General features: G+C 65.1%; 14 protein-coding genes, 2 pseudogenes and 1 other annotated feature. Of the genes and pseudogenes, 6 read left to right on the top strand and 10 right to left on the bottom strand.

Going from position 1 to position 15,850, the window contains the following annotated elements:
- Positions 1–4: 4 nt before the first annotated feature.
- From IM689_RS14235 to IM689_RS14220, 4 genes are all read right to left on the bottom strand, one after another.
- On the bottom strand, positions 5–775 hold the full coding sequence (locus IM689_RS14235) for a ParA family protein (protein WP_118914852.1): 771 nt from the start codon (positions 773–775) through the stop codon (positions 5–7).
- Positions 772–2,256 carry a ParB/RepB/Spo0J family partition protein gene (locus IM689_RS14230; RefSeq protein ID WP_193644516.1) on the bottom strand — a complete coding sequence of 495 codons (1,485 nt, stop codon included), beginning with the start codon at positions 2,254–2,256 and terminating at the stop codon, positions 772–774. The genes IM689_RS14235 and IM689_RS14230 overlap by 4 nt, the downstream gene beginning before the upstream one ends.
- Positions 2,257–2,339: 83 nt before the next feature.
- On the bottom strand, positions 2,340–2,657 hold the full coding sequence (locus IM689_RS14225; RefSeq protein WP_147362723.1) for a hypothetical protein: 318 nt from the start codon (positions 2,655–2,657) through the stop codon (positions 2,340–2,342).
- 97 nt (positions 2,658–2,754) lie between these two features.
- Positions 2,755–3,063, bottom strand: coding sequence for a hypothetical protein (locus IM689_RS14220; RefSeq protein WP_193644515.1), 309 nt, complete (start codon positions 3,061–3,063; stop codon positions 2,755–2,757).
- 148 nt (positions 3,064–3,211) lie between these two features.
- Between IM689_RS14220 and IM689_RS14215 the strand changes: the two genes are divergently transcribed.
- A complete protein-coding gene (locus tag IM689_RS14215; RefSeq protein ID WP_193644514.1) occupies positions 3,212–3,610 on the top strand; it encodes a hypothetical protein in 399 nt (132 codons plus the stop codon).
- A gap of 793 nt (positions 3,611–4,403) precedes the next feature.
- Here the strand turns inward: IM689_RS14215 and IM689_RS14210 are convergent.
- Positions 4,404–4,871, bottom strand: a complete 468-nt coding sequence (locus IM689_RS14210; protein WP_193644513.1) for a peptidoglycan-binding domain-containing protein — start codon at positions 4,869–4,871, stop codon at positions 4,404–4,406.
- Between the two features lie 1,456 nt (positions 4,872–6,327).
- Between IM689_RS14210 and IM689_RS14820 the strand changes: the two are divergent.
- Positions 6,328–6,934 (top strand): annotated as a pseudogene (locus IM689_RS14820) (integrase core domain-containing protein); the annotation flags it as partial.
- Positions 6,935–7,051: 117 nt separating this feature from the next.
- Here IM689_RS14820 and IM689_RS14190 read toward each other — a convergent pair.
- Entirely contained in the window at positions 7,052–8,938 is a 1,887-nt protein-coding gene (locus IM689_RS14190; RefSeq protein WP_193644509.1) for a penicillin-binding transpeptidase domain-containing protein, read from the bottom strand.
- A 124-nt stretch (positions 8,939–9,062) separates the two neighbouring features.
- Between IM689_RS14190 and IM689_RS14185 the strand changes: the two genes are divergently transcribed.
- Together IM689_RS14185 and IM689_RS14180 are read left to right on the top strand one after the other, a co-directional pair.
- Positions 9,063–9,887, top strand: a complete 825-nt coding sequence (locus IM689_RS14185; protein WP_193644508.1) for a LysR family transcriptional regulator — start codon at positions 9,063–9,065, stop codon at positions 9,885–9,887.
- Complete coding sequence (locus tag IM689_RS14180) at positions 9,817–10,773, top strand: serine hydrolase (protein ID WP_319803902.1); 957 nt, start codon at positions 9,817–9,819, stop codon at positions 10,771–10,773. The genes IM689_RS14185 and IM689_RS14180 overlap by 71 nt, the downstream gene beginning before the upstream one ends.
- A 137-nt stretch (positions 10,774–10,910) precedes the next feature.
- Here IM689_RS14180 and IM689_RS15175 read toward each other — a convergent pair whose 3' ends face one another.
- The 3 genes and pseudogenes from IM689_RS15175 to IM689_RS14165 form a co-directional block, all read right to left on the bottom strand.
- Positions 10,911–11,426, bottom strand: coding sequence for a M15 family metallopeptidase (locus IM689_RS15175; protein WP_193644506.1), 516 nt, complete (start codon positions 11,424–11,426; stop codon positions 10,911–10,913).
- A gap of 170 nt (positions 11,427–11,596) precedes the next feature.
- Entirely contained in the window at positions 11,597–12,400 is an 804-nt protein-coding gene (locus IM689_RS14170) for a hypothetical protein (RefSeq protein ID WP_193644505.1), read from the bottom strand.
- Between the two features lie 92 nt (positions 12,401–12,492).
- Positions 12,493–13,746, bottom strand: a pseudogene (locus IM689_RS14165) (IS3 family transposase).
- Positions 13,331–13,459: a sequence feature (AL1L pseudoknot), on the bottom strand. It overlaps the preceding pseudogene by 129 nt.
- Here IM689_RS14165 and IM689_RS14160 point away from each other — a divergent pair.
- Positions 13,691–14,008 (top strand): hypothetical protein, encoded by a 318-nt coding sequence (locus IM689_RS14160; protein WP_193644556.1) that lies wholly within the window; start codon positions 13,691–13,693, stop codon positions 14,006–14,008. The pseudogene IM689_RS14165 and the gene IM689_RS14160 sit on opposite strands and share 56 nt — an antisense overlap.
- 321 nt (positions 14,009–14,329) lie before the next feature.
- Here the strand turns inward: IM689_RS14160 and IM689_RS14155 are convergent, their stop codons facing one another.
- The gene (locus tag IM689_RS14155; protein WP_193644504.1) at positions 14,330–15,349 is read right to left on the bottom strand and encodes a helix-turn-helix transcriptional regulator; all 1,020 of its coding nucleotides are present in this window, start codon (positions 15,347–15,349) and stop codon (positions 14,330–14,332) included.
- A gap of 61 nt (positions 15,350–15,410) precedes the next feature.
- Here IM689_RS14155 and IM689_RS14150 point away from each other — a divergent pair.
- The coding region (locus tag IM689_RS14150) for an MFS transporter (protein WP_193644503.1) at positions 15,411–15,850 on the top strand (440 nt) is incomplete at its 3' end.

The raw sequence follows: 15,850 nt of genomic DNA, 5'->3' as shown, positions 1-15,850 counted from the left end.
TCCTTCACGCGGGGATCACCCCCCGCTCCACGAGTGCGTCGAGCACCGCGGCGTAGTCACGGGTGACGCCCTCACGCGGCGCGAACACCGGCAGCGGCTCGCGGTGGCTGTATGCACCCGCAGCCTTAACGGAGCGCCGCACGTTCGGGGTGACGAGATCGCCGTAGGCCTCGCGCAGCTGCGCGATCGCGTCGGCGTAGAGGGCACCTGAACTGGCGGGTGGCACGATGCACGGCACGATCGCGCCTAGCTCGAGGTCCTTGTCGAAGTCCTCCGCGACCTCGGCGATCGTCCCCTCGAGGGCGCTGATGCCCTCGAGTTCCTTCGACGTCGGCTGGGTCACGGTGACGACCGCATCCGACGCGACGAGCGCGGCGACGGTCATGAGCCCGATCGTGCCGGGGCAGTCGATGAGCACGACATCGGCGTCTTCGAGTTTGCGCAGCGCCGAGGCCAGACGCAGTTCGCGCCCGGTGACCTGCTGCAACCGGATCGCCTGAGCGTGCACACCCTCGGTCGCCGGCACGAGGCGCACACCCGGCGTGTTCGTCTCGGCGAGGGCCTGCTCGAGGCTCGCGTCGCGCAACATCACGGACGCGCTCGTCACGTCGATCTCCTCAGGGTCCACCCCAAGCCAGCGCGTCGAGTTCGCCTGCCCATCGAGGTCGACGACCACGACCCGGCGCCCACGCTCGGCCAGGTGCGCCGCGAGGCTCACCACGGTCGTCGTCTTACCCGCCGACCCTGCCGCGTTCGCCACGGTGATGACCTTCATGCCTGCTCCCCTTCGCTGTCCTGGTCCTTGGCCGCGTCCTCCTGGAGGCGGGCGCGGGCATCATTCACTTTTTCTTGCTCGAAATCGCTCAGCACGTACCCGCGCTCGGTGAGGTGCTCGAGGTACGCGATGTCTTCCGTCGACAGGTAGAGGCTGTGGGAGTTCTTGATCCGGTCTTCCCAGATCGCGAGGGTGATGATCCACGCGAGGTGCTCACGCGTCGAAGCCTTCTCGACGTTGGCCAACGCGTCGCGCCACTTCCAGTTCTCCTCGGGCGCCGGGCCGATGCCCGCACCCTGCGCTAACTGCCGCGCCAGGCCCGTCACGTGCGACATCATCGACTGCCCTGCCAACGCGGTCATCGTCAGCAACCGCGTCACCTCCGCCGTCGTCGGCTTGCGCGTGACGGTCTCCGCGAGGAACGCCCGCCGCGCCTTCGTCGCGGCCTTGTCCGCCTTCACTCGCTCCCTCTGCTCCGCCTGCCCGTCGCTCGCCGGCGTGTCCGGCGAGGTGGGCACGCTGCGACGGTATGCCAGCGGCTCGACGTTCTCGCCCCACGACGTCGAGGGCGCGTACACGAGGTCGCCCCGCTCGCGGGCTGCCTCGACATCCTTCTTTGTGAGCAGCCGGTGGTCATACACCTTGAACTGTCCGAACGTCGCGGACGGGTCCTCGAGGAACTCCACACCCTCAGCATCGGCCTTCGCCCGTGCGGCCTCGACGCGTCGGGCACGCGCAACCGTCTGCCGTGCGTCATGAACGATGTCGGCGGGTGAGTGCGCCCACCCAGGCCGAGCCTCGACATCGGCCCATTGCGCGCCGATCTCCGCGAGTGTCTCCTCACTCTCGTCGGTCATCATCTCGACAGCCTTCGCTGGGGCGAGCACGTCTTCACTGACGGCCTGCTGCAAGCTCTCGGGCAGCTTGAGCAGCTTGAGGCGCTTGGCGACGTGCGACTGCGAGACGCCCGCGTGCCGCGCCATGTCCCGCTGGCTCAGACCGCGCCGCTCCATGACCCGCCCGAACGCCTGCGCTTCCTCAATTGCGGTCAGCGCCTTGCGATGCACGTTCTCGTGCAGCACCGTCTCGTCGAGACGTGCAACGCCACGTCGCAGGGCCTGGAACGTGTCGAGGCCTGCGGCCTGCGCGGCCGCGCGACGGCGGTGCCCCGCCAGCAGTACCCACGCCCGCCCGGCGACGGCCTCGGCGTGCTGCGGGTACTCCGCGACGAACTCGCCAGCGTCGACGACGAGGCCAGGCTGTAGCTGCCCCACCTCGCGCATCGAGTCGGCCAACTCCGCCACGTCCTGGACACGCGCCTCGGGGTTCTCCGGGTTGTCCGCGATCTCGGACAACGCCAGGTACAGCACGCTCGACTCGTCCTGCGTGCGTACCGCGCTCACCAGCGACGCGCTCTTGCGCGCCTTCGGCCCACGGCGCTGCAGGGGCGCACCGCCCAAACCCGTCTTCTTCTCAGCCATCATCTGACCTTTCGTCTACTGCGAATAAATGTATGTATTAGGGGCCGACAATCGGGGATCACACGCCGTTGATTCCACTGGAATCACCCGAGGTCGAGGTCGGACAACACCGGAGCGCCTTCGTGCGTGCGCTCTTGGCAGGAGGCCTCGCACAGCTGCCCGAGCTCGGCGCCACACTCCGGGCACGGGCTGATCAGGTCGAGCAGGGTATTGAGGTCCTCGGCGCGGTCCTCATTGATCGTGGCGCGCATGTCATCGACCTCGACGAAACGCTTCGTCGTCTCCGTCTCGGCCATCTCGCGGGCCAGGACGTCGGCGCGTTGCGCTTCGCGGTCGACGAGCAGGTCACGAGTCACGCGCAGGGCGTGCAGGCCGTCGAGGGTGCGGGTGATCGTGGTCATGGTGTCCTTCTTTCGATCGTTCTCGGGAGGGGTGGCAAGCATGGTCAGCTGCCCCGTCACGGGGCCTTCGCTGGAGAGGTCTCGCATGGCACGCGGCTCACGCGGTCGCGGCCAGTGAGGGCTCGGCGTACAGCAGGCCTTCGTAGTGGCCCAGGCGTGAACCGGTCTCGGGATGGACGGCCAACCAGCACGCGTCCTCGCGCCACTCGATCTGCCACCCGGCCGGGCTGATCTGCTCGAACAGGTCCGGGCCGGAATAGACGGCGTCGGCTCGAGAGCCGGCGTCGGCCGGATCGAAGACGCGCACGAGGGCGACGACGCCCTCAGCGGTGGTCGGCTGTGCGCGGCGCAGGGCCGTCACTTCGTCAGCGCAGAACTGGGAAAACTCACTCGTGGGCTTGCTCATCGAGGCCACTTCCTCAGGTCGTCGGCCCTGCCGATCAGGACCGCGTACGGCTAGTTAAGTGGATGCAGTGAGTTAAGTCAATAGGGTGATACAAGGCAAATTCCGATACCCTCGAACTGGACCAATCGGCTGGCAGAGGGAGGTGTCCGTGGGGGAGCGAGTCAATGCTTACTTCTACGACGAGGAGTTTGCTGACGCGAAGTCGGCGTACCTCGCAGACTGGCGAGCTGACCACGAGCACGGGGTGTTCCCGGCCTGGGTCCATGCCGCCATTGCCCGCCACGCCGCCCGCTCGCCGCAGGAGCGCGCGGCTCTCGCGCGAGAGCGCGTCATCCACTCCACGCGAGGCCAGATGCGCAACTGGACCGTCGCAGACGGAACTCACGACTTCATCACTGCCGCACGACGCGACGACGAACACCTAGACCGCTTCCTCGCCGAGAGCACCTGGATCGCCGAAGCCATTCACGCCGCCGTCAGACGCGCAAGAGAACGACATGGACAGTTGCCGTCAGCGCCGGCGCGCCTGCCTAACCGGCTCTCATAGCCCCACGGCGCTAGGCCCTAGCCGGGCTGGCAGACCCTGTAATCTCAGCTTCTTGCGGCGTGTCGCCGATGGACGTGTTGCATCAAGTTTTCCGCGTCATCACTGGCCGCAGTGCCATCCCGTTGCCGACATGGTTGCGAAGGGGGTTCCGCAAAAAATAGATTTGGCTCACGACTTCCTCCTGGCCTACAGCCAGAACCTCGGATAGGTGCCTGCGGGCGCGAATCCCCCCGAGGAGGAAGGAGGACTGGATGTGGACATCAAATCGAAGCAACCAGTCGGTGCGAAGTCCTGCAAGCAGGGCAAGAGCCCAGAGATGCGGCGGCATCTCCAGGCTCTTGTCTGGAAGTTCCTGCAGGGTGTAGCGCTAGCAGAAGGCTCACTTGTGGGCGACCTTCTGCGTCAACACCTAGGAATCTGACGACTTCCTAGTCGAGGGTCCGTCGGGTTGTCGAGTTCCTGCTCGGCGGACCCTCTCAACACGCACGACGATAGTCCGCAGGCTCTCACAGCGCAATGTGACTGTGACGCAGATCACCTTTTCCGTAGACGGCTGTCTCCCGGCTCACGAGAAGGGTGTTCGTGCGCGTGGCGATGGGCCTCCAGCCACCGATCCGAGCGTGTTCTATAGCACCTGGATCGCCGAAGCCCTCGGCGCGGCCGTCGACAGGGCGCGGCACCCTTCCGCCCGCACCCGCACGACTGCCGAACCGACGCGGTTGATCGCGCGGAGACTGAAGGAGAGGGCAGTGACAGAACCATCGACGAGGCTCCACCCCTCCTTCGCGTTCGCTCAGGCGTCCACGTAGTACATGTGGAGCGCGCGGAAGGTGGCCCGGCCGGCGACACCGTCGACGCCGAGGTGGTGCGCGCGCTGGAAGCGCACGACGGCCGCGCGGGTCTGCGGGCCGAAGACGCCGTCAGCGCGAATGCCGAGGTGGCGCTGCAAGTTCGCCACCGAGGCGCGCAGTTCCTTGTGCTCGCAGTTCGGCCCATTGAGCCGGACCTCGGCCGCGGTCATCTTGCGAGGCCGCTGGCCCTGATAGAGCGAGGGATACGTCGAGGCATTCGGGCTCGAGGGAGTGCAGGACGGGTAGGCGGCGGCGCTGCTTGCAACCGACGTCCCCGCAACTGCGAGCCCCCCGAGCGCGCTGGCAGCCAGCGCGCCAGTCGCGACGACCTTCTTCGCAGCATGGCGCCAGTGCCGATTCTCGCTCCCGTCGCTACGAGGCGTGATCGAGGAAGACGAAATACCGTTCATGACAGGAACTCACTTTCCGAGAAGGGAAGGTGGTTCCGCGTGTGCCCACGGCCATTGGACCACAGATCCTCGGCTCGGGTTCGCCGAGGTGGCTCGGTTCGCCGACGCATTTGAAGATCGCCCGGGGGTGGATGACTTGCGACTGTCGGCGCAGCTGCCTCTCGCGGGCGCATGAACGGCGGGTTGAGCTACCGGACCGTTGCGATGGTGCAAAGCCTTTCGTCTGAGCTACACCGCGAGTCGCTTGTGGTTCCTGTTCTCCGCGCCTGCCGAGACCCGCATCACCAAGATCAGCAACAGCGGTTCACAGTCGCGACTCACCCGGCAGACTGACCGTCATGTCTGATGCCACCGAGCCCAGCGGCGCGAAGGTTCGGCTGCGAGATCGTCTCTGGGCCCAAATCGCGGGGGCGATCCTCTTGGTCCTGGCAGTGTTCGCCGTGGCCTTCTACGGCTTCGCAATGATCGACACCCACCCGGCACGACTGTGGCCTTGGTCAGCGAAGACCCATCCAGGACTGTACGAACTCAGCCGCACCGCCGTCCCCGTCGCCGCGCTCGTCGGTGGAGCCGCCGCGATCGTGGTCGGCATCCGACGCCAACGCTCCACCGAGAAGACTGTCGAGCTCACCGCACGAACCGCGCAGATCACGGCCGACGCCTACGCACTGGACCAAAAGCGAGCCGGGCGAGAAGAAATCGACCGGCTGCGCGACCGTTACACCGCGATCGCCGCCCAGCTCGGTGACGACGCGGCACCCGTCCGTCTCGCCGGCGTTTACGCCATGGCCGCCCTAGCCGACGACTGGATCACCATGGGCAACCACCGCGAGGCGCAAGTCTGCATTGACGTGCTCTGCGCATACATCCGCACTCCGCGGCACACCAGCACGAGCGAGGACGCCGTTGCCGACACCCGAGTGCGCGAAACAATCACCCGGGTCATCACCCAACACCTGCAAGCTGATGCCGCCACCTCATGGTCGGACAAGGTCTTCGACTTCACCGAGGCGGACTTCACAGGATCTCACTCGTTCGACAGTGCGGAGTTCAACGAGGGTTGCCTGGTCGACTTCTCCGGCGCGGAGTTCAACGAGGGTTGCTGGGTCAACTTCTTCGACGCGAAGTTCAACGAGGGTTGCCAGGTCAACTTCTTCGGCGCGGAGTTCAAGAAGGGTTGCCAGGTCGGCTTCTTGGGCGCGGAGTTCAACGAGGGTTGCCGGGTCAACTTCTTCGACGCGAAGTTCAACGAGGGTTGCCAGGTCAACTTCCCCATCGCGGAGTTCAACAAGGGTTGCCAGGTCGGCTTCTTCGACGCGAAGTTCAACAAGGATTGCCGGGTCAACTTCTTCGACGCGAAGTTCAACAAGGATTGCCAGGTCAGCTTCCCCCGCGCGAAGTTCAACGAGGGTTGCCGGGTCAGCTTCCCCGACGCGGAGTTCAACGAGGGTTGCCGGGTCGACTTCTTCGACGCGGAGTTCAACGAGGGTTGCTGGGTCGACTTCTTCGACGCGGAGTTCAACAAGGGATGGCCTACTGGGCCATGGGGCGACGGGTCACCTCCGCGAAGCGGCTGGCCTCCCTCCTCGGATTAGCGCGGATGGGGTACACCTACCTGCACTCCGCGGTTGATGGGTTCTCCCGGCTGAGCTATACCGAGGCCCACGATGACGAGACCGCGCTCACCGCGATCGGGTTCCTGTTCCGGGCTCGCGCGTTCTTCACCGCCCACGGCATCACCCGGTACACCAGGATCGTGACCGACAACGGATCGTGTTACCGCGCAACCGTTTCACCCGAGCGGTCGAATCGTTCGCGGCCAGGCATCAGCGGATCAAGCCCTACACACCCAAGCACAACGGCAAGGTAGAGCGATACCAGCAGACCCTCGCCCGCGAGGTCCTCTACGCCGCCGCCTACGACTCCGAGCAACAACGCCGCGACCGGATCACGACCTGGCTGATCCACTACAACTACCATCGCCCCCACAGCGCCGCAGACGGCCACCACCAGCCTCACGCCTGGAGACCACCGTCACCAACGTCATGCCCAGTTACACCTAGTAGTTGGGTTTCAGGACAGAAGTGTAGGATCGCCGCGGTCCCTTTCGGGGAGTGTCGAGGGCTGCGTCCACGGCTTAGGCAAGCCGTAATCTGTTTCTGCCGTTGCGAAGGTACTTTTTAGCGAGCGCTGAGTAGGAAGTCTCGGACAATAGGGCCGCAGGCGACAGCTCCGTAGCCGCCGTCTTCAATAAGAACGGCCACCGCAAGGTCGCCTTGGGCGGCGACCATCCATGAGTGAACGCTGGGTGGGTTCGCGGTGCCGTATTCAGCCGTGCCTGTCTTGGCCAGCACCGGCGGGCCGCCAATGTCCTTAAGTGTACGGCCGCCGCCTTCGGTGACCACGGCGCCCGTGAGCGTGCGTAGGGCTTGAGCCTCACTGCCGGTGAGCGGTTTCGCGGGGGCTGGGGGCTTGGGTTTGTCTTGGGACACAAGCACTGGGGTTACTCGATGGCTCGCAGCGACTGATGCCATGACCGTAGCCATGCCCAGCGGCGATGCGAGGAGTCGTCCTTGTCCGATCATGCTGGCGTCATGCTCGGCCCCGGAGTCCTCGGCCGGGACTGCACCTGAGTAGCCCAAGCCGCCGAGAGGTTGTGTCATCCCCAGACTCTCCGCCGCGGCAGCAAGATCAGAGGCGGAGGCTTGCGCGGCTCCTCGAATCATGACCGTATTGCACGAATTGGCCAGTGCTGTCTTGAATGGCACCTCGCCGAGCTTGTCGGTGGGGTAGTCAGGGAAGTTGTGGTAGCTGCGCCCGTTCGCCTGAATCGTGGGAGTGCAGTTGACCATCCCATCGACAGTCTGGCCTGCACGAAGCAACGCGAGCGAACTCACGATCTTGAACGTGGAGCCAGGCGCGTATCGCCCCATCCTCGCCGTGTCGTACCCCTTTGATCCTGGGCCAGAAGCGACAGCCAGAAGTTCCCCCGTCGAAGGTTGGATCGCGACGAGAGCGCTGGGCTTGTCCTTGTGTCCTGCGAGCAGCTCTTCGGCGCGTGTTTGCAGGTTCAGGCTCAAAGTGGTGCGCAGGGCGCGGCCATCAACCTCGCGTGTCTTGTACAAGAGACGTGTCGTGCTGCCCGTGTCGCTACCGTTCGGAATCGCGCGGATCGCTGTGACCCTGCGGCCTCGGAGCTGGGTATCGTACTGCTCCTGGAGTCCTCCGGTGCCGGACGTGTCTCCAGCTTTCAGGCGGCCCTTGCTGGCCTTGATCTGTTCGGCGGTTACTGGGGCGACGGTGCCAAGAACTGCGCGGGCAAATTCCTTCGTGGGTGCCAGGTCGCGTTGTTCGTCAAGTACACGGGCTCCGGGAACGGCCATCACCTTCCGCTTCTTGTCGTCCGTCAGGTCGTCACTGCGAAGGGTGATGGCCTCGACGAAGGCCTTGGGGCCGTACGCGGCGACGGTCTTGGCGTATGCATTCGGGGCCAAGCCGAGGGCGCTGGCGAGTGCGCGCGCCGAAGAGTCGAAGCGGGCTTCGTCGAGAGTTCCCTTATCAATCCCGATGACGGCGACAGGGCGACCGGTCACCAACGCTTGGCCGTCACGGTCAAGAATTTCCCCTCGGTTGCCGGTACCTGTGGAGAGGCGAAGCTCATCGTCAGCTGCCAGGTCAGGGTGGACGAGAGTCGGCGCCCACTGGGTCGTCCAGCGCTCACCTGCTTTGACTAGCGGGGCCTCAACTTCGTACTCCCACTTCTCATCTGAGCCCAGGTCCCAGGTGTACCGAAGGTGTGCGATCTCCGCCCCCTGGTTAGCAGAGCGGCTGATCGATACGAGGGAAATGGAAGGGCGCTTCCCTAGGCCCTTGGTGATCTGGGCGAAGGCTTTGTCACTGGCAGCCCCCGTGACGGGACCCTTGCTTGGCGTTCCCGCCTGCAGGTTGCGTGCGATGAGACGTCCTGCTCCCTCCGGGGAGTCCGCGGAGTCGCCGCGGCAACCGGTTGCGGCTGTGGCTGTGACTCCAGCCGCCAAGGCTGTCAAGACAGTGCGCCGCGTGATCATCAGTGCTCCTTCGTGCCAGTGGGAAGAGGAGGATGACCTCTCAGAGACAGCCTCGCGAACGGCTGAACGATTCGTCAAAGAGTCTCAAAGCGCTCTATTGATACTCTTTTGGTATCCTGGGGGCGTGGACATTCTGCGGCATGTGGCCTTCTACGTGGCCGTCGCCGAGCATCGACACTTTGGCCATGCCGCTGACAGCCTCGGCATTGCTCAGCCACCCTTGTCGGCTGGGATCAAGCGGCTCGAACGCCACTTGGGTGTGCGCCTATTCGACCGGAATGCTCGGAGTGTGAACCTGACCGAGGCGGGGAGGGACCTCCTCCCAGACGCGCGCCAGCTACTCAAGGACGCCGCTGATTTCGAGCTGGCTGGACGAACCTGGGAATCGCGTCTCGTTGCGCGAGTCGGCTTTGCTCGTGACCTTGGCTCGCACATCCAAGGGTGGGTCTCACTGCTGAGTGAAGAAATGCCGATTCACCCGATTCTTGCCAATAGCGTCGATTTGGTCGATCGCCTTCGAACAGGCGAAATCGACATGGCAATCGTGCGCCATCCGGGGTCAACGGACGGTCTCAACGCTGATCCCCGCCTGCTACTGGGACACTGGATCTTCCCGGCTTCAGTCCTGCGTGACCCTGAGGCGCTCATCGTTCTCCCCCCGCGCAATGACCACCCCCCGGCGCACGACCAACTCATTGATGCCCTGCACCGACGAGGATTCTGCGGCGAGGTCCTAGCGGTGGACGACGAAGCCTCGCGACGAGCCTGGCTTGCGACGGGGCGAGCGGTAACTCCGGAATTGCACCTCCGTCCCCAAACAACAGCGCCTGGCAGTGACTTCGCGATCCCAGTGACGTACAGGGTGTTGATCCCGCTTGATGCGAGAAGGCGAGTCGGCGTGGACTGTAAACCGCTCGTCGCCGCGTTGGATCGTTGGAACGATGAGTGAGCACGGCATCACGGCCAGACTGCAGGCCATCGCCGACGACGCGGGGATCGACTTACGCCTACACGCCCGAGTGCTTGACGGGGGAGTTGAGCCCGTGAGTGTAGGTCTGTCCAGCGACGCGGCGACGCCCATGGCCTCGTTGTACAAGGTCCCCTTGGTCGCGGCCTGGTGCGATCTCGTTGCGAGTGGAGCAGTTGATCCACGTGAATGCCTCCACCTCGCAGGTCGCGACCGATTCGCGGGGCCCACAGGGGTGGCCACGCTGGTCGACGATGTGGTCCTTTCCCAGCGTGACGCCGCGAGACTAGCCATCAACGTCTCTGATAACACTTGCGCGGACGCGCTCTTGGACGTGGTTGGCATTGAGCAGGTGAATGAGTGGCTGCGCGAGCGGTCCTTGGGCGCGGTTGTCGTGCGCCGTGGCAGCATGGCCAGCTGGACCCGGATCATGAACGAATTCGGTGCAGATTCGCCAGACGCAGCCCTCAGCGAGTTAGCCGCCTTTGATCGTGACGTCGCAACGAGTGAGTACGACCCGGCACTTGCGGGCTCCGCCACGGCGCGGTCACTCACGGCTTTGCTGGCGCACGTGTGGACTCTTCCGTCCTATCACTTGATGCGTGAAGCCATGGCGCAGCAGGCCTGGCGTCACCGCATCGGCTCAGGGTTCCCACACGACGACGTTTCGGTGGCAGGGAAGACAGGCAGCCTCGGGCACTTGAGGCACGAAATGGCGGTGGTTGAGTACCCGTTCGAGCACCCTGTCGCAGTGGCGATCATGACGCGCGCATGGCGACCCGAAGTGCATCAACCACGCATTGACCGAGCCATCGGAGAACTTGCGCATCTGGCCGTGTCTCACCTACGGCGCCCGGCGTGCGAATAGCCTGATCTGTCTGTGTCGCATTGGGCAGGTCTGTAGGTGGGGTTCTCCCGCAGCCTGTAGCAGCCGGATTCTGGTACCTAAAAAGCTCTCGTCTCAGGCAGGCGAGACGACCGCGCGGGAAGCCGGGTAGAAGCGTGTCACTCGCGGCGACTTTTCGTGCCTGAGCTCGCAGGCTCAGGACTTTGCGCGGAATTGGAGTTTGACGAGGTTAGCGCGCTGGATTGCGGGACGGGGCATGTCCTTCCAGCGTCGCTCCGGTAGGCAAAGTGCCACCACTCGTTTAGGTAGGACTGGCACAGTTTGTAACGCGCCCCGTGGATGTTGAGCCACTGAGCTGTGGCGTGATCGACGTCGACGGCGATCCCTTGCACATGCTGTGATCTTGAAGGCGGTAAAACCCAAGCCGCAGCCCGCTCGGGATCCCCGTATTTCTTGATGGCCTCCTGCCACAGGCTCTGCTGCTGATTGAAAGTGCGATAGCCGGAAGTGATCCGCAGGGTGATCCCCTCGGCCTGCGCATCCTGTGAGGCTCTCGCCCACGCCGAGCGTAGTTCGGGTGTGAAGCCGGGCGTAGCGGACGCTGGCGTGCGTGCCGGGGTTGACTTGTCACGGGGTAAGGGAGAGGCGGACGCGGTGATATGGGACGTGGCCATGGGAGCAGTGGTTGGCGGAGAACCGGGTGGCGCAGTGTGACACGCGCCCAGGGTGAATATTCCGGAAGTTGAGCACAGAGAAATTCCTATAAATCGTTGGGCGAGGGATTTCATGAACAACTCTCCGAGTAAGTTAAGAGTGGAGTGCCAGTGGCGCGTTCGGGTGGCAGTTACTCTTCGCTGACCCAATTTTGATAACCGTTGGCCGAGTGAATAGAGACGTCAGCGCGAACGAGATATCGGCGGGTCGCCGTGACGTTTCGAGCATTGTCGGTGGCATCGATAGCCGTACCGTCAACCCGGACGTGGATCGTGACTGCCGACCCGATCCTCTGAGCGCGCTCAACAGTGATCTTTGCTGACGTCGGACCATCGAGAAAGAGTTGATTTGCCTTCTTGATGGCGGCGATGATCGAGTCTGTGTTGCGGACTTGTGTGCGAGGTGCTGTTGCATCGTCATTGTAGAAAAGTGTCCACCGCACTTCGTCCGATATTTGAGCGGCGACCATCGCGCAGACTCCTACAGCCTCGGCGTCCCGCCCCCATCCGTCGATATCAGCCGACGGCATTTTGTCGGCCAGCTCGCCTGGGCAGTCCGCTGCGACGACGGCCGGTTCGCCCTTTGTCTTCTGGAGGCGCACACAGGTGCTGCCGAGCGCGACCCTATTACGATTGAAGGGCTCTGGCCCGGGTGCGTTAACGCGCCAAAAGGCGAGCAATGCCCCCTCCTGGTCGACCTCGATCACCCGATAGACACTGTTCATGTTCTTCAGCGCCTCGCGGACTTGCTGGCTCGGCGTTGCGAGCTTGTTCAAGTCGGCCGCAGCCCACCAAGGAACGCCGCCGCCCTGGCCTGTCAAGTCTTTGAGCAACCGCTGGCTGACTATGCGCTCGTCGCCGGATTGAGACGAGCAGCCGGTGGCCAACGCCAAGGTAAGGGCACATGCTGCTGTCAGTCGTGTGGCTACAGGCATCTGGACCTCCTGAGTTGGTACCTCCCGCTTGGGGGAGGGGCTCGCCGACGCCAACCATGGCTTCGCCTAAACCGTGAATCGGCCCGGGTTTGTTAGAGGCTCGCAAGTGCCGCGTCGGCGGTCGCCGGCACGGTCTGTTCGTGATGGTAGATGTTCTCGAGCTCGACGGGCGGGACCATGCCGATCTCGCCATGGAGCCGTCGGTGGTTGAACCAGTTGATGTATTCCGCGGTCGCGATCTCGAGCTCGTCGATGCCCGTCCACGGGCCGAGGTTGCGCACCAGTTCGGCCTTGAACAGCGAGTTGAGGCCTCGGCCAGGGCGTTGTCATAGGAGTCGCCGGTCGAGCCGACGGATGCGACTGCGCCGGCTTCGCGAGGCGCTGGGTGTAGCGGACGGCGACGTATTGGACGCCCTTGTCGCTGTGGTGCGTGAGCCCGGAGACGTCGTGGCCTGCGTGTTCGCGGGTCCAGATGCCCATCTCCAGCGCGTCCAGCGCGAGGTCGGTCCGCAGTGACTTCGACAACTGCCAGCCGACCACGCGGCGGGAGAACACATCGATGACGAACGCGGCGTAGACCCAGCCTGGGAACGTGCGGCAGTACGTGATGTCCGCGACCCAGAGCTGGTTCGGGGCAGTCGCGGTGAAGTCGCGCTCGACCAGGTCAGGACGAGTGTCCGGACCGTAGCCCGAGCGCGTGGTCCGCGGGCCTTTCTGCCTGCTTATCCCGCGCAGCCCGTCGGTTCTCATCAGCCGTTCCACGGTGCAGCGCGCGACCGAGATGCCTTCTCGACGCAGCTGGGCGTGGAGCTTCTTCGCGCCGTAGACCCCGAAGTTCTTCGCGTGAACGCGCCGGATCTGGACCAGCAGCTCCTCGTCCCGGATCGCCCGCTTCGAGGGCGGGCGGGTCTTGAAGGCGTAGTAGGTGCTCGGCGCGATCTGGGTGCCCGCTGCGGTGAGCGTGCGGCAGATCGGCTCGACGCCGAGCTCGTGCTTGTGCCGGTCGATGAACTGAACGATCAACGCTGTGGGCGGTCGAGCTCCGCCGCGAAAAAAGCCGAGGCCGACTTCAGCATCGAGTTCGCCCGGCGCAACTCGCGCACTTCCTTCTCCAGCTCAGCGAGCCGCTCGGCATCGCTGCTCGTCGTCCCAGGCCGGTGGCCCACGTCGATCTCGGCCTGCCGGACCCAGTTCCGGAGAGTCTCGGGATGGATTCCGAGCTGCTCGCTCACGCGGCGGAACGTTCCCGACCTCGTCGCGGGATCCAGTCGCGCTTCCACGGCCATCCTCGTGGCCCGCTCCCGAAGCTCGTCGGGGTACTTCCTCGGTGCTGCCACGCTCCACATCCTCCCGTGGGATCAGAGCCTCCACCAGACCCGGGGCGATTCAGGCCGGTGCACGAGTCAGGAGTTCGAACGCCGGTTCGGTCCGCGGGCGCCCTTCCCGGCATTCGTGTGCAGCGCGAACAACATCCGGTATTGGTTCCACCGTGGCACGATCTACGCGGACACTGAACACGTCGCACTCGAGACGCTCATGGCGCACATCGATGGGCGTTACGACGGGATCGCGGCCATCGTGGAGCGGGACTCCACGCGGGGCGCGTGAGGTACCCAGGCACCCGCTGGTGTGAAGCTCGCCGTGGTCACTCGCGTTAGACGTCTAACACTGCCACCGAGTGGTGCAGCAGTCCCTGGACTCGTCCCCGCTCTTTCCATGTGGTGGTCGGGGCAGTAGACTTCGAAGTGCCCAGCCGCTACGGCTGAGGAAGTAGGCCCGAGACCCGGACGGACGCCCGTGGTGCTCGGGTCTTGCGCTGTCTAGATGTACTGACCGGAGACGTTGATTGACCGGCTGTGCGCCAGCCAGCGACGTCATCGTGGCGGCGGGTACGGAGAATCCTGGCTCTTCGGGACGGGTATGTGCCCGTCATTCTTGGCGTCGTGGGCGTAGTCCCGCCGGCGAGGCAAGTTCCAGGCGTCGCCGGATGGTCGCGAAGGCGTCGCGTAGTTCGGACGGCTCGACATTCGCGAGGTCCGTGTCGAAGGTAATGAAGAGGCCAGCGACTCCAGCCCAGGACCACCCTCCGATCGTCAGGCGGCAGCAATGCCGGTCAATGGGTGCGACAACGGACCCGCCGGGGGCCCAGCGGGCGACGACGTCCGCGGGCAGCGCGAGCGTCGCGGTGCCGACGCACTGCCACTGGCCGGGGGTGTCGCCCCGGTCGGGGTTCTGGACGACAAGCCGGTTCAGGGCCTCGGGGTCGAGAGGGGCGGGGGTGAAGGGGCGGCCAGCGGGGTTCTTGGGTCGGATCCGGTCGACCCGGTAGGTGCCCCAGGTGGCGTGGTTGCGGTCGCGGGCGACGAGGTACCAGCGGCCGGCCCACACGACGAGGTGGTGGGGCTCGACGTCGAGGGGCGGTCGGAAGTCGGCGTCACCCGGCGCAGGGGCCCGCCCGTCGGGGTCGGCGTAGTCGAACCGCAGACAGGAGCTCGTGCGGATCGTGGACCCGACTGCCTGCAGTGTGGCGACGTCTATGGGTGGCGCCGAGAACTCCCAGTAGTTGCGCAATGCGGTGATCTCGAAGCCCTCACTGGCGACGCGCAGCCGCGCGGGCATGACCTGGCGCAAGGTCGTCAGCGCCCTGGCGACGGCGTCGTCGATTCCGGTCACGGTCGCCGGTGCGGTCTGCAAGGCCAGCGCGATGGCGATGGCCTGGTCGTCGTCCAGCATCAGGGGCGGGAGCTTGCCGACGGCGCCGAGCCGATAGCCACCGCCGGGACCGGTCACGGACTCGACGGGGTAGCCGAGCTCGCGCAGCGTGTCGATGTCGCGGCGTACGGTCCGCGCCGACACCCCGAGCCGTTCGGCGAGCTCGCCACCAGGCCAGTCGACGCGTGCGTCGAGCAGGGACAGCAGCCGCAGGATGCGGGCGGATGTATCGGCCATGCCCCCAGCATGGCGCGAGTTGCGGTCATTCGGTGTCCTGAACGGGCGGCACGGTGAGGCCATGACTTCTCCTCAAGACACCGCTACGGCTGCTCGGATCGGTGGCCGGGCGGCATCGCTCGCGCTGTTGGTCGTGCTGTTCGCCTCGTTCATGGACCTGCTCGACGTCACCATCGTCACGGTCGCGGGCCCGCATATCGCAGCGGATCTGCACGCGTCACCGTCACAGCTGCAGTGGATGCTTGCCGCGTACACCTTGGCGCTGGGCTCGGGCCTGATCACCGGTGGCCGCATCGGTGACGACTACGGACGACGCAGAGTGTTTCTGGTAGCCCTGGCAGCCTTCGCCGTCGCATCCGCCGCATGTGCCCTCGCCCCGAGCGCAGAGGCGCTCATCGCCGTCAGGGCAGTCCAGGGACTCGCAGGCGGGTTCATGGTCCCGCAGGTCTTCGGGATCATCCGCTCCTCCTTCGAGCCAGCAGCGATGGCCAAGGCGTTCGG

The organism is Dermacoccus barathri (assembly GCF_015070805.1).
Taxonomy (GTDB): Bacteria; Actinomycetota; Actinomycetes; order Actinomycetales; family Dermatophilaceae; genus Dermacoccus; species Dermacoccus abyssi.
Note: the sequence above shows the minus strand (reverse complement) of the source record. Positions and strands in the feature narration are given on the sequence as shown.

Coding starts and splice junctions, on each gene's coding strand:
- IM689_RS14235 (WP_118914852.1), bottom strand. CDS start 775: ATGAAGGTCATCACCGTGGCGAACGCGGCAGGGTCGGCGGGTAAGACG.
- IM689_RS14230 (WP_193644516.1), bottom strand. CDS start 2,256: ATGGCTGAGAAGAAGACGGGTTTGGGCGGTGCGCCCCTGCAGCGCCGT.
- IM689_RS14225 (WP_147362723.1), bottom strand. CDS start 2,657: ATGACCACGATCACCCGCACCCTCGACGGCCTGCACGCCCTGCGCGTG.
- IM689_RS14220 (WP_193644515.1), bottom strand. CDS start 3,063: ATGAGCAAGCCCACGAGTGAGTTTTCCCAGTTCTGCGCTGACGAAGTG.
- IM689_RS14210 (WP_193644513.1), bottom strand. CDS start 4,871: ATGAACGGTATTTCGTCTTCCTCGATCACGCCTCGTAGCGACGGGAGC.
- IM689_RS14190 (WP_193644509.1), bottom strand. CDS start 8,938: ATGATCACGCGGCGCACTGTCTTGACAGCCTTGGCGGCTGGAGTCACA.
- IM689_RS14180 (WP_319803902.1), top strand. CDS start 9,817: ATGCGAGAAGGCGAGTCGGCGTGGACTGTAAACCGCTCGTCGCCGCGT.
- IM689_RS15175 (WP_193644506.1), bottom strand. CDS start 11,426: ATGGCCACGTCCCATATCACCGCGTCCGCCTCTCCCTTACCCCGTGAC.
- IM689_RS14170 (WP_193644505.1), bottom strand. CDS start 12,400: ATGCCTGTAGCCACACGACTGACAGCAGCATGTGCCCTTACCTTGGCG.
- IM689_RS14155 (WP_193644504.1), bottom strand. CDS start 15,349: ATGGCCGATACATCCGCCCGCATCCTGCGGCTGCTGTCCCTGCTCGAC.